At 29.9% G+C, this 12,965-nt stretch carries 11 protein-coding genes; 1 reads left to right on the top strand and 10 read right to left on the bottom strand.

Going from position 1 to position 12,965, the window contains the following annotated elements; genetic code table 11:
• The first annotated feature begins 230 nt into the window (after positions 1–230).
• Positions 231–1,715 (top strand): nucleotide sugar dehydrogenase, encoded by a 1,485-nt coding sequence (locus tag TEGL_RS05060; protein WP_018589101.1) that lies wholly within the window; start codon positions 231–233, stop codon positions 1,713–1,715.
• A 67-nt stretch (positions 1,716–1,782) separates the two neighbouring features.
• Here the strand turns inward: TEGL_RS05060 and TEGL_RS05055 are convergent, their stop codons facing one another.
• Genes TEGL_RS05055 through TEGL_RS05010 form a run of 10 tightly spaced genes read right to left on the bottom strand, consistent with a single transcriptional unit; the run spans position 1,783 to position 12,953 of the window.
• Positions 1,783–2,616: a hypothetical protein gene (locus TEGL_RS05055; RefSeq protein ID WP_018589100.1), complete on the bottom strand. Its 834-nt coding sequence runs from the start codon at positions 2,614–2,616 to the stop codon at positions 1,783–1,785.
• 18 nt (positions 2,617–2,634) lie between these two features.
• Positions 2,635–4,080: a lipopolysaccharide biosynthesis protein gene (locus TEGL_RS05050; RefSeq protein WP_018589099.1), complete on the bottom strand. Its 1,446-nt coding sequence runs from the start codon at positions 4,078–4,080 to the stop codon at positions 2,635–2,637.
• Positions 4,070–5,290, bottom strand: a complete 1,221-nt coding sequence (locus tag TEGL_RS05045; RefSeq protein WP_018589098.1) for an O-antigen ligase family protein — start codon at positions 5,288–5,290, stop codon at positions 4,070–4,072. The genes TEGL_RS05050 and TEGL_RS05045 overlap by 11 nt, the downstream gene beginning before the upstream one ends.
• Positions 5,291–5,299: 9 nt before the next feature.
• On the bottom strand, positions 5,300–6,403 hold the full coding sequence (locus TEGL_RS05040; protein WP_018589097.1) for a radical SAM protein: 1,104 nt from the start codon (positions 6,401–6,403) through the stop codon (positions 5,300–5,302).
• The gene (locus TEGL_RS05035) at positions 6,375–7,460 is read right to left on the bottom strand and encodes a polysaccharide pyruvyl transferase family protein (RefSeq protein WP_018589096.1); all 1,086 of its coding nucleotides are present in this window, start codon (positions 7,458–7,460) and stop codon (positions 6,375–6,377) included. Before TEGL_RS05035 ends, TEGL_RS05040 begins: the two co-directional genes overlap by 29 nt.
• Complete coding sequence (locus tag TEGL_RS05030; protein WP_018589095.1) at positions 7,417–8,226, bottom strand: glycosyltransferase family 2 protein; 810 nt, start codon at positions 8,224–8,226, stop codon at positions 7,417–7,419. The genes TEGL_RS05035 and TEGL_RS05030 overlap by 44 nt, the downstream gene beginning before the upstream one ends.
• 28 nt (positions 8,227–8,254) lie before the next feature.
• Positions 8,255–9,004: a glycosyltransferase family 2 protein gene (locus TEGL_RS05025; RefSeq protein WP_018589094.1), complete on the bottom strand. Its 750-nt coding sequence runs from the start codon at positions 9,002–9,004 to the stop codon at positions 8,255–8,257.
• 52 nt (positions 9,005–9,056) lie between these two features.
• A complete protein-coding gene (locus tag TEGL_RS05020; protein ID WP_018589093.1) occupies positions 9,057–9,740 on the bottom strand; it encodes a sugar transferase in 684 nt (227 codons plus the stop codon).
• Positions 9,734–11,017, bottom strand: coding sequence for a DegT/DnrJ/EryC1/StrS aminotransferase family protein (locus tag TEGL_RS05015; protein WP_330360079.1), 1,284 nt, complete (start codon positions 11,015–11,017; stop codon positions 9,734–9,736). The genes TEGL_RS05020 and TEGL_RS05015 overlap by 7 nt, the downstream gene beginning before the upstream one ends.
• A gap of 34 nt (positions 11,018–11,051) precedes the next feature.
• A complete protein-coding gene (locus tag TEGL_RS05010) occupies positions 11,052–12,953 on the bottom strand; it encodes a polysaccharide biosynthesis protein (RefSeq protein ID WP_018589091.1) in 1,902 nt (633 codons plus the stop codon).
• Positions 12,954–12,965: the final 12 nt, after the last annotated feature.

Here is a 12,965-nt window from a genome sequence, read left to right as displayed (position 1 = left end):
CTGAACTATAAGATATTTAAAAATCATATTTTAATTAATTTTGTTATTCAAAACATCACAACTTGTATTTTAAATCTTTTATTTATTGTATTTTTTTAAATAATATTATATCTTTATTGAGATATATTACAGTATTTGGTATAATATTTATATTTCAATATGATAACCATCCTTTTATATGTTATTTTTAATAACATTAATTTAAGGTGCAGAAAGGAAAATATATAAACATGAAAAAATTGTCATCACTACTTCTGGCAAAAAAAATTATAGAATCCAGAAAAGAAAAAAATATTACACAACAGCAATTAGCTGATCTTACTAATATAAACCGTGCAATGATTAGCCGTTTAGAATCTCTAGATTATATTCCATCAATTCCACAATTAGAAAAGCTAGGGGAAGTTCTTGATTTTGAACCTATTTCATTATTTGTAAACCAAGATACTACAGATACTTTTAAAAAGTTTTCTCCACTTAATATCGCAGTTGCAGGTACTGGTTATGTAGGATTATCAATTGCAACATTACTAGCACAACATAATCATGTGACAGCAGTTGATATTATTCCTGAAAAGGTTGAAATGATTAATAATAGGAAATCCCCTATTCAGGATGATTATATTGAAAAATATCTTGCAAAAAATGATTTGGATTTAATTGCTACTATCGATGCTGAAACAGCATATAAAGATGCAGACTTTGTTGTAATTGCTGCTCCAACTAACTATGACAGCAAAAAAAATTATTTTGACACCTCTGCTGTAGAAGCTGTTATTGAATTAGTTTTAAAAGTAAATCCAAATGCAATTATGGTCATAAAATCTACAATTCCAGTTGGTTATACAGCTAGTGTACGTAAAAAATATAACACAAAAAACATTATATTCAGCCCTGAGTTCTTAAGAGAATCTAAAGCATTATATGATAATCTTTATCCAAGCCGTATTATAGTATCTACTGATCAAACAGACGAGAGGCTAAGAAATGCATCTCATACTTTTGCTGCTCTTCTTCATGAAGGTGCAATAAAAGAAAATATACCTACATTATTTATGGGATTTACTGAGGCAGAAGCTGTAAAGTTATTTTCCAATACATACTTAGCATTACGTGTATCTTATTTCAACGAATTAGACACATATGCAGAAATGAAGGGCTTAAACACCAAATCGATTATTGATGGTGTATGCTTAGATCCAAGAATCGGAACACATTACAATAATCCAAGCTTTGGATACGGAGGATACTGTTTACCAAAGGATACTAAACAATTACTTGCAAACTATAATGAAGTTCCTCAAAATATGATGAGTGCCATAGTAGAAAGTAATCGTACAAGAAAAGACTTCATTGCAGATAGAGTATTGAATATGACTGGCTACTATGATTATTATTCTCATGGAGATTATTCATCAGAACAAGAAAAAGAAGTTGTAATCGGAATTTATCGATTAACAATGAAAAGTAATTCTGATAACTTCCGTCAGAGCAGTATACAAGGCATTATGAAACGTTTGAAAGCAAAGGGAGCTACTGTAATTATTTATGAACCAGCATTAGAAAATGGAAGCACTTTCTTTGGTTCAAAGGTAGTCAATAACATTGAAGAATTCAAGAAATTGAGCAAAAGCATTATAGCTAATAGATATGACCCTTGTCTAGATGATATAAAAGAAAAAGTTTATACAAGGGATTTATTCCAACGCGATTAGAGGAGTTATTAGGTGTTACGCATAAATTATGTGTGACACCTAATAACTTAATTTAATCCTAATATAATTACTCACCTTTCAATCGATAAATATTAACCTGATTATTTGCCTCTTTTGCATCATGATAATATCCATCATTTAAAATATACATATACTCATCAATAATAGTGATTCCTTCAATTGCATATGAATCTTCAAGTATATATACTGGATTGTATTTACCATTTTTCAAATTTATAGTATAAACATAATTTTCACCTTTATAATTAACTCCAGCTGTAAAATACATAGTATTACTAACTTCATCAAAATACAGTTGGTCCTGTCCTTTTACCTTTACTGGAAAACTCTTTATCTCATATCCATCAGTACTATAATTAATAAGTCTATCATTAGACAGCACCCAAAGACTTTCTGTTCCTGGATCAAATGCAATACCAGATGGTGATTTCACACCAAACTCAAATTTAGGTTTTCCATCAACATCCAAGTTTCTTACCTTATTTTCTCCATAAGAGCAAATCCACAATGTATTATCAGTGGCTTTTGTAACTCCTTGAATATCTCGCATTTGTGGGAATATTTTATAACACTCTATTGATTTCTCAATATCAGTAAAATTCTTAGAAATAACTTCTATTGTAGCTTTGAATATATCATCTCCTGGTTTTTCTTTACCTGCATTACCCACGTAAAATTGCTTATTTTCTTTATCATAATAAAATCCAGTACACGTAAATCCAGTATTACTTTGACTTATATTAGGAATATCAATAATTTTTTCTGCCTTGATATGTATTGCATTTCTAAAATCATATTTTATCTTGATTATCCTTACAAGTAAAAATACAACAGAGATAAATACTATTATCACTACTCCTTTAATAATGTTCTTCTTCATTTTCAGTATCCTAACTTCCTAAAATTTTGTTTGCTTAATCATTTGCAAAAACCATCTTCTTTTTATAAAGATTATAAACAATGTAACAAAAAATACTGTATATCTTATCACCACACCTCTATAAAATGCCATCATAAATATTGCAATAATTATTAACACTAAAAGAACCAACATTTGTTTTTTTATATCAAAAAAGTTTAAACTATTAACACAGTTTTTCAAACATGTCATCTTCATAAACTTATAGTATAAGAACAACACAAACAAATAGCTAAAAAGAGTTGTATACCCTGCAGCATAATACCCATATATTGGTATAAAATATGCATTAAGTATTATATTAAGCGCAGCAGAAATTACCGATGCAAATAGAATCATTCTAGTGCTTTTAAAGTAGAAAAGTACATTTGCAAACTGTTGATATATAAACATTACAATTACACTTATCACTACTGGCGGTACTATCCAAATTGCCTCTAAATATTTTTCCCCACCTAAAATTAGAATTGCTTCTGGAGCCAGGACAATCATAAACACAGCACAAATTGCAACAATAATCGTTCCTGTTGTAATTAGATTAGATTGGTTATCATTAAGTTTTCTTTTTAACCCTCTAAACAGCCAAGGTTGCAATGATAAATTCAGAGCGCCACTAATAATAAAAATCATCATGGCAGCGCTATAAGCAACGCTATATATACCAGCTTTCTCATATCCTTCAAAACGTTGAATCATTAAACGATCCGATTGGTTTAGTATAACCATCGAAAGATAATATGGTATCAGCGGTAAATTATATTCTATAGCTTCCCTAGCCAATTGAAAATCGAATCTTCTTAGTTGACCTCTTATATTAGAAATAATAAAAGGTATTGCTACAAGTAATTGAATGAATGTCCTTACAATAACAACTACTAATATGGGGTTATCTATTTTCATAAAAACTGTTAATGCCCCTGCAATTGGCCCTAATATACCATAAAATAATGTAGCTACAAACATTACTCTATAATTGTTATCAACTCTTTGTCGCGATGCCCATAAACCAAACCCTGTTGTACCATAAAAAGAAATAATCATTAGTAAAACTAAAGAGAAATCAATTCCCATTACTTTTGTAATAAAAGTATTACAAATTAAATATACACATAACCAAAAAGTTATCAAAAAGAAACATAACTTTTGCATTGTTGCAGTATAAACTCCTCTTGATGAACTATTCTGAACCAATCCAGCCACATATCCATTACTATATATGCGTAAAGTTATAACAATTTCGACAATCTCTGTCCATGATAAAAATATAGAGTAAACTCCATATTGGGTTGTTGCTAGCATATGTGTTAAGATAATCATTACAAGCCATGGTGCAATTTTCTGACCAATATTACTAACAGCATACCAAAATGCTGCTTTCATTTCCTCAGACATTATTTTATATTTACTAAATAAATTATTTGACATTTTTACTCCTTTTTATAAGTAGTGAATTATTGCTAAAGAAAAACAATGCAATAAATATTGTTGATAAATAATGTATCCAAATGCTAGACCCTGTCATTCCTATGAATAAATATGAAACAAACATGAACCCTAATAATTTGTTTGCTTTGTCAGAATACTTTCTTTTCAGCTTTATTGCACGAATAATCATGATCATTCCCAATAAAATTGTGCCAGGTACACCAAATATAATAAACATTTGAAGAATAATATTGTGGGTATAATAATACTCTCCAGATGTTAAATATAATGGTACACCAAACCCTCCCGGTAATCCTACTCTGTTTTTTATATATTCAATGCATAATGTATATATAGAGTCTCTATTTGTTAGATATATTTCATTACTACTCAATTGAGTAATTAGTAATTCTATAGATCTGGAACGAATTCCAAATATTTTCATACAATTATTTAGCCACAGTATTATTAGTTGAAAATAGTTAATTATCATAAAAGAGATAAAAATAATTGCAATTATCAAAAGGACCTTTTTCCAAAGCTTCGTCTTTCTTGATAAAACATATGCTAACAACAACATAAAAACTGATACAATTGCCGCCATTCGTCCACCAAGTAACCCAGTTATTAATATATTTATCATTGCTATAGGCATTCTAAGTTTCGACTTATTTTCTGATTGCAAAACTTTATACGAAATGATAAACACATTTGGAACACAAATACTTGTAAATATTGAATAGTGTACTAAGTTAGATTTTAATAAAACTACCGAAATAGCAACTAGTATTAAATTTTGCAGTGAAAACTTGTACCATTTATCAAGAAATATTTCTAAATCAAAAAACTTATTTGCGATACAAAAACAAGGAATGAAAATGCCAAATAATGCCTGTATTCCTTCTATCATTACATAGTACTTGTAATCTACAACTAGGTAATTCGCAAGTAATGTTATAAGAAATAATATTAAAAAATAAAAAATCTTTTTATTAATCTTACGAGCTATTATAATCGAACAACAAATAATAATAGTGTTAAAAATATATTCTATTACTGAATGAATATGAAACGTGTTTTGAAGTATATTCCATACAAAAGGCTCATATATGTACCAAAGTAACAAATAAGCAAGTATAGACTGTCTTGTAAAACTTGTTACATTAATAAATTCACTTCTATTTCTCTTTTTTTGAATTGCATTTTCCATATACTTATCCTATCTTCTTTTCAGAACTTTTTCATATATTTCTTTCCAGTCATAAATTGCTGTTTTTAAAAATTTTATTGGATATGCTAATTCATAGCATACTTTTTTCATATTTGTCCATTCATCGTTTTCATCAATAAGTTTTTGAGAAAAAGCTTCTTTTACACTAGGTTTCAACCATTCTGTTCCATCCTGACAAGTTCTGTTCCTTATGTCAGAATATGTTGGTGCTTTAAAATTTGGAACAACACCTAGCGATAGAAATGCATGTCCATTATAACAATATGGTTGTCTACAGTGCTTTCCAACTGGTTCAAATATTATCTTTTTATGAATATTTTCAAAAATATTTTGATTACTCAATTGCCCATAACATGGCTTCGCAGAGCCAGTTCCTAAATCAACATATAAACTACACAGTCCCGCATAACAGAAATCTGTCACTTTTTTCTTAAAAATATCAAGTTTAAAATTAAACATATCGGAGTTAAAAACTGACCATGTTTTTTCATATTCCTCTCTCGTCAAGGTAGTTAATAAATCTTTATCTTTTTTTAAATCATTTCTACCAACAGTTATCTGACATGTTGCACCTAATTCTCTTTGGCACAAACCAATTATATTTGTGATTTCTGGAATTAGTTTATCATATGGCATAAGTTCTATAGTAAATGAACAACCGCTGTCTCGCATCTTCTTTACATTTTCAAAAAATTTATCGAACCATCCTCTTTCCTTTAATTCCAAGTAATGAAATGAAAACTTAAATTCTAGCCGCTCTAACAGTTCTTTAGGAAACTGTGCTATTTCATCAAATCTATTTGTAAGCGTTCCATTCGTTACGACTTCTAAATAATGCCCCTGTTTCAATATCTGATAAATATATTGGGGCATTTCTTTTGGAATTAATGTTTCTCCTCCACCCGTGAGATTAACAATACAGGTTCCTCCAAGTCTTTCTTCAGACAAACACTTCCCAACATATTCTGGAGAATAATTAAATTTTGCACAACCCTTTTTACTTTCATTAAGTGCCGAAATATAACAATATTCACAACTCAGATTACAATTCTTAATTGGAACATTAATTACCAATAATCTTTTTATTTTCATAATATGTTATTCCCTTTCTAATTTCCTTTGACATATTTTCAAATTCATGTCCCAATTTTTTTCTATCATATGTTTTTTTGTTTTCATCTATTTCATGTTTTATTATTGAGTCTATCTCTTCAACAGAAGACACACAAAAAACCATATTTTGTTCTCGTATCCATGAAAATACTCCAAATACTTTTCCTGTTTTATTATCTAATGCAATACAAGGTGTCCCATTAAGTACAGAAAACAACATTCCATGTAATCTATCTGTTACCGTTAATCTTGCTTCCGCAAATTCTTTCCAACATAACATAATTTCCCTAGTTCTATTTTTCAACGAAATTTTTCTAGGTACAACTGTAGAGATTTCCCTTACTCTGTAATACTTTTTAATCGTATTTATTACATTATCATGTGAGTTTAAAATTGATTCACAATCTTTTCTTAAACATACATTTACAATATCTTTTTGTTCAATTTGATTAATATTTTCCAATGTTAATGAACCATATAATACTATATCAGGATACAAAGAAATACTAATACTAGAGTTTCTTAAAAAATGTTGTTTTGCATATGAATAAGATTTTTCGTCCCTTAAAAACAAAAATAAATTAGAATGACCACTTATTATCTTCGCTGTTTTTTCACATTCCATTTTACCATTCTCATCATCCGAATAAAAAATAGTTTGAGGAAAAATAACTACTTGATTATCTGGATATGAACTAATTACATCTCGTATAACATTTTCATTATGTATCCACAAATTACCCATCCATCCGCCACCTGATATAAAAATAATATCTCCTGGTCGTACAGTTTCTTTTATTTTGCGCTTACACACATGGTACATAGGCATTAATATTTCAAATAATTCATATTCAGGAAAATATACATTTAAAAAATTTTTTTCTTCTTCTGCTATTGCATGATCTCCTAAATTTCCGTGACTTGGTGTTCCAATCAATATTGCCTTTGCTTTATTACATGCATTCATTTTTTTAAGTTTACAATTCCAATTCCTATCTGCTAATTGAAGTTTTACGTACTCTTTTACTATATTCATTATACCCTCCAAAAAATAATCTGAAATTATTTTCTCCTTTTTTTATAACATCTCTCATACATACCATAAGTGCTATTAGCAAATTAAAATGTTTTGCATATAAAGCACCTTTTGCTGTTATTGCATTATCATTACTTCCTTTTAACTTCTTTTCGTGAAACACTGTAACTCTTGGTAAATATTTTATACTAGCATTACATCTATATAAACGCAATAAAAAGTCAACTTCTTCACAACATACATATTTTGAACCTAACCCAAACAATTCATCAAATTTTAAATCATTAAATCGATTCTTAAAAGCTATTTCTATTGATGATCTGGACAATAAGTCAAATTGAGACTTTATTACTGTTTCTTTTGTCGAATATTTCTTATATGAAACATCATTTATCTTATCGTAAATCTGTGTTAACAAGACATCTATATCATTTTTAGCAAATTCTTCTGCTATAATAATAGATGCATCTTCTGGATACCAACAATCATCATCAGAAAGAACAACTATATCTCCTTTACATATAGATTTGCCTTTGTTTCTGCCTTTTGAAAGACCTTTTTTATCATCATTTATAACGTTAATAAAAAAAAATTTTTTATATTTTTTACATAACTTAGATATATTTTCATAATTATCTTGTACAACAACAACAACTTCAAAATTATATTGTTTTTGCTTTTCCAAACTATCAAATAGTCTCATCAGTTCTTTTTCTCTTTTTCCTAGTGTAGGAACTAAAAAAGAAATCATGTTCTTTTTTATCATAACATTCACCTTCTTTATATCACCACATCTATTTTATCTTCAACACTTTTATAATGCACCAATACACAATATGAAACGTTGAACGTAATACACCCAAATGTTCTATTTCTCGATAAAGATGCCAATGATACTTTATCAATTGCATCTTATTGCTAGAAATAGAATTCTCGCGAACCCTATACTTCATTAGAACTTCATCCATACCATAGATGTATTTTTCCTTTTTTAACATTCTAAGCCATAGCGCATCATCATTTCTTTTTTTAATGTCTGGAACCTTAAATTTTCCCATCTTAATAACATCATACATTACTGTAGAGTTCCCGACTGGACAATCTAAAAGCAATCGATTATAATTAGTTTTTGGAATCACTTTAATTATTTTCCCTAGCAACTCACTATTTTCGTCAATTTGTTCATACTTCGTACAAGTAAATGCATAATTATTTTTTTTCATATACGCAATTTGTTTTTCTAGCTTTTCAGGATACCATAAATCATCACTATCCAGGAATGCCATGTAGTCACCTTTTGCCATTTTCATAGATGTTGTTCTAGCTACAGCAGCACCAGAATTTTGCTTCAATTCATGATAACTAATTCGTGAATCAGCCTCTATATATGGCTGAACCACATCTTTTGTATTATCTATAGAGCAATCATCTACGATAATCATTTCCCAATTTTGGTAGGTTTGATTCTGAACAGATTCAATTGTTTCTGCGATATATTCTGCACAATTATAGGTAGGAGTTATAATCGATACTAATTCTTTCATAATATCCCTCTTTCTTCTTTCTTTCTTCTATTCAATATATATTAATATGGTGTTATCCTAATACCGCTAATACTGTTTTTATCATAGTCCCTAATTCACTTAAAAAATTAAATTTCTCTAAGCTTCTTAAGTTATATCTCATCTTTTCTGGAAGTACTTCATTTACATACACTTCATCAGCATTATTAGAATTTTGCAACAATAATTCTTCATCCTTATACTGAACACTTGCCTCTGATGTTACACCAGCTGGTAGTAACAAAGTAGCCATCATCTCAGGCGTATACTTCTCAACATACTTAGTAACTTCAGGTCTTGTTCCTACAAAACTCATATTTCCCTGCAATATATCAATCAGTTGTGGCAATTCATCAAGACGATATTTACGAATCTTTGCTCCAATCTTAGTAACCCTCATATCATTGGCAACTGTAACCTGAGAACCAAGACTTTCTGCATTTGCAACCATTGTTCTGAATTTATGTATATAAAATTTTTTCCCATATTGTGTGATACGTTCCTGCCTAAAAAAAACTCCTCCCTCTGAATCTATTACAATAGCAATAGATAAGCCAATCATCAAAGGTGATAACATGACCAACATTATTATAGAAACCATAATATCAAAAACACGTTTCAAAAAAATATTTACTTTCTTATTTTTTAAAATATCATAATAAAATCGAACTTCTTCCGTCTGCATATACTTTGGAAGCTCATCCCAGTGTCTTAGCATAATAGTTCTCCTGAAACTCTCTTCACCATCTCAATGATATAATCAACATCTTCATCACTCAGACAGGTATGAAGTGGTAAAGTAACTTCATTTTTGAACTGCTCATACGCATTTGGATAATCTTTTATATCGAAGCCACGATTTTTGTATGCAGTATGCATTGGTAGTGGTTTATAATGGACATTCGTTGCAACACCTAATTCTACCATTTTTTCAATAAAATCATTTCTAACTTCTGAAGTAACTGCATTTCCTTTCTGATCAAATAAGCGAAGTATATATAAATGACCTGAGCTTTGGAACTCATCTGTATAATGAGCAACTGACTTTAAAGTAAGTTCCTTAAATGCTTCATCCATCTTTTCCACCATTACTTTTTTACGCTCAAGTATAGCGTCATATCTTCTAATTTGTCCTAAGCCAATCGCAGCATGAACATCCGTCATATTACATTTATACAAAGGTGCAACTATATCATATTCCCACGCCCCTAATTTTGTCTTAGCAAGCGCATCTTTGTTTTGTCCATGCAGACTAAGAAGCATATATTTATGATACAATTCTTCATTATTAATACCTGGAATATCTCTCCAAACAACTGCACCGCCCTCTGCTGTTGTCATGTTTTTTACAGCATGAAAGCTAAAGTTTGTAAAATCTGCAGATGATCCAACTGGCTCTCCTTTATAATAAGCCCCAAAAGAATGTGCACCATCTGCCATTATAATTACTCTATTAATTGCTTTCTGGATTTCATTATCGGTAGGAGTAAACAGGTCTTTTTTTCTTTCTACAATTTTATATATTCTATCATAATCGCATGGCACACCAAATATATCTACAGGAATAATCACTTTTGTTTTCTCTGTAATAGCATTTTCCAATTTTTCGTAATCCATTGTGAACTTTCCTGGCTCACAATCAATCATTACGATTTTAGCACCCACATGGTCAATAACGGAAGCTGAAGCGGTGTATGTATAAGCTGGAACAATAACTTCATCACCAGGCTTTATTCCTAAGATGTGAAATGTCATTTCCGCACATGCAGTATTAGAATTCAAGCAGACTGCATTAGATGTATGACAACGTTCTGCAATCATTTTCTCCAATTTTTTTGTTTTTGGTCCAGTGGTTATCCATCCAGATTTTAATGCATCCACTACTTCATTGATTTCCACATCTGTGATATCAGGCGGACTAAAAGGAATATTTCTTTTAGTTAAAATGCTATTTATATTCTCCATTTGTATTATCTCTCCTCTTTTTAACTTCATAATTAAAAGAAACTTAGTTCTTTTTCATTTTCTTCTATATTACTTTTTTCTCATTAACATCTTCCGGTCTAATATAAGTAGTTACAAATTCTCTCATCGCATCATCTATCAATTCAACCTCTTCATTGTCAACAATCCTCTTTAACATATCCAAATACATTTTTACCTTGTCCAAATCAAAATCCACAGGCTTGCCAATAAAAATCTTTTTATTATCCGTATTAGTTAACCCCTCTTCACTCATAAGAAGCTCTTCATATAACTTCTCACCTGGTCTAAGTCCTGTGTACTCAATTTTAATATCCACATCAGGTTCAAATCCACTAAGTCTTATTAAGTTATTTGCTAAGTCAACTATTTTCACAGGATCACCCATATCTAATATGAATATCTCTCCTCCCTTAGCCATAGAACCAGCTTGAATAACAAGCCCCACAGCCTCCGGAATGGTCATAAAATATCTTATAATATCTGGATGAGTAATAGTCACTGGCCCACCTTCTGCAATTTGCTTTTTAAATAAAGGTATTACACTACCATTACTTCCTAGTACATTTCCAAAACGTACAGCCACATACTCAGTTTTACTTTTTTCATTAAGAGTTTGTATTATCATCTCCGCTGCTCTCTTAGTTGCTCCCATTATATTTGTTGGATTAACTGCCTTATCTGTAGATATAAGTACAAATCTTTTAACGTCATATTTGTTTGCCAAATTTGCCACCTTGTATGTTCCGAATATGTTATTTTTAATAGCCTCACTTGGGCTATTTTCCATAAGTGGAACGTGTTTATGAGCAGCAGCATGAAATACTACTTCTGGTTTATAGGTTTTAAATATTTCTTCCATTCTTACTTCTTCTCTTATGGATGCTATAATAGTGCTTAGATTCAATTTGTTTCCATATTTCCTTGTAAGTTCTTGTTGTATTGAATAAGCATTATTTTCGTAGTTGTCCAGTATTATCAAGTGTTTTGGATTGAAAGTAGCTAATTGTCTACATAACTCACTTCCTATAGATCCTCCTCCACCTGTTACTAATACTACTTTATTTTCCACATAATTGCTGATTTTTTTAAGATTTGTTATAATTGGCTCTCTTCCTAATAAATCTTCTATATCCACGTCTCTAATTTTTTTTATATCTACTTTACCATCTATAATTTCATATATCCCTGGTAGTGTTTTTAATTTACATTTTGTTTTCTGACATTTTTCTATAACTCTTTTTTTATCTTCTTTAGTTATATTTGCCATGGTTATTATAATTTCATCTACATGTTTTTCATCTACTATCTTTGATACATCATCTGTAGTTCCTAATATTTTAATATTGTGGATTTTTCTTCCCACTTTATTTTTATCATCATCTAATATTCCAATCACCTTTTTTTTCATTTGAGGATTATCTTTTATTTCATTTATTACCACATGGCCCGCTGTTCCTGCACCAACTAAAAGCACATTTGAAACATCACATTTACCACAATTCATTTTCCCAAGCTTTCTTCCTGTACGGTAAACTAGTCTAAATCCTCCAGTAGATGCTATTATAAATATTGTATTTACTGTATAAAATAAAAGAGTATAATTATATCCTGCTATTCTATGAAGTAAAGCACACGGTATAATATATGTTAAGCTTGCTGCTACTATAGATATCGCTTCCTCTACGCCAGCATATCTCCACAAGCTACTATAGCATCCTGCTAAAGTAAATACCGTAATATGTAAAATCATATAGATTCCCACTGGAATAATAATATTGCTTATGTCATAACTTCCTTTACTTCCTGTAAGCATCATTGATAATAAGAATGATATCAGTATAAAACATAAATCTGCACCTACTAAAATGCTTTGTCTTATTATATATGTATCTAATAATCTTTTTATAGTATTTTGTCCTTGAGGATTAGTTGTTCTTACATCCATTTTACATCCCCT

The organism is Terrisporobacter glycolicus ATCC 14880 = DSM 1288, assembly GCF_036812735.1.
GTDB classification, from domain to species: domain Bacteria; phylum Bacillota; class Clostridia; order Peptostreptococcales; family Peptostreptococcaceae; genus Terrisporobacter; species Terrisporobacter glycolicus.
This window is presented reverse-complemented; position numbering and strand designations above follow the sequence as displayed.

What these genes read in the sequence shown, in the direction of transcription:
- TEGL_RS05060 (WP_018589101.1), top strand. Translation starts at nt 231, where the DNA reads ATGAAAAAATTGTCATCACTACTTCTGGCAAAAAAAATTATAGAATCC.
- TEGL_RS05055 (WP_018589100.1), bottom strand. Translation starts at nt 2,616, where the DNA reads ATGAAGAAGAACATTATTAAAGGAGTAGTGATAATAGTATTTATCTCT.
- TEGL_RS05050 (WP_018589099.1), bottom strand. Translation starts at nt 4,080, where the DNA reads ATGTCAAATAATTTATTTAGTAAATATAAAATAATGTCTGAGGAAATG.
- TEGL_RS05045 (WP_018589098.1), bottom strand. Translation starts at nt 5,290, where the DNA reads ATGGAAAATGCAATTCAAAAAAAGAGAAATAGAAGTGAATTTATTAAT.
- TEGL_RS05040 (WP_018589097.1), bottom strand. Translation starts at nt 6,403, where the DNA reads ATGAAAATAAAAAGATTATTGGTAATTAATGTTCCAATTAAGAATTGT.
- TEGL_RS05035 (WP_018589096.1), bottom strand. Translation starts at nt 7,460, where the DNA reads ATGAATATAGTAAAAGAGTACGTAAAACTTCAATTAGCAGATAGGAAT.
- TEGL_RS05030 (WP_018589095.1), bottom strand. Translation starts at nt 8,226, where the DNA reads ATGATAAAAAAGAACATGATTTCTTTTTTAGTTCCTACACTAGGAAAA.
- TEGL_RS05025 (WP_018589094.1), bottom strand. Translation starts at nt 9,004, where the DNA reads ATGAAAGAATTAGTATCGATTATAACTCCTACCTATAATTGTGCAGAA.
- TEGL_RS05020 (WP_018589093.1), bottom strand. Translation starts at nt 9,740, where the DNA reads ATGCTAAGACACTGGGATGAGCTTCCAAAGTATATGCAGACGGAAGAA.
- TEGL_RS05015 (WP_330360079.1), bottom strand. Translation starts at nt 11,017, where the DNA reads ATGAAGTTAAAAAGAGGAGAGATAATACAAATGGAGAATATAAATAGC.
- TEGL_RS05010 (WP_018589091.1), bottom strand. Translation starts at nt 12,953, where the DNA reads ATGGATGTAAGAACAACTAATCCTCAAGGACAAAATACTATAAAAAGA.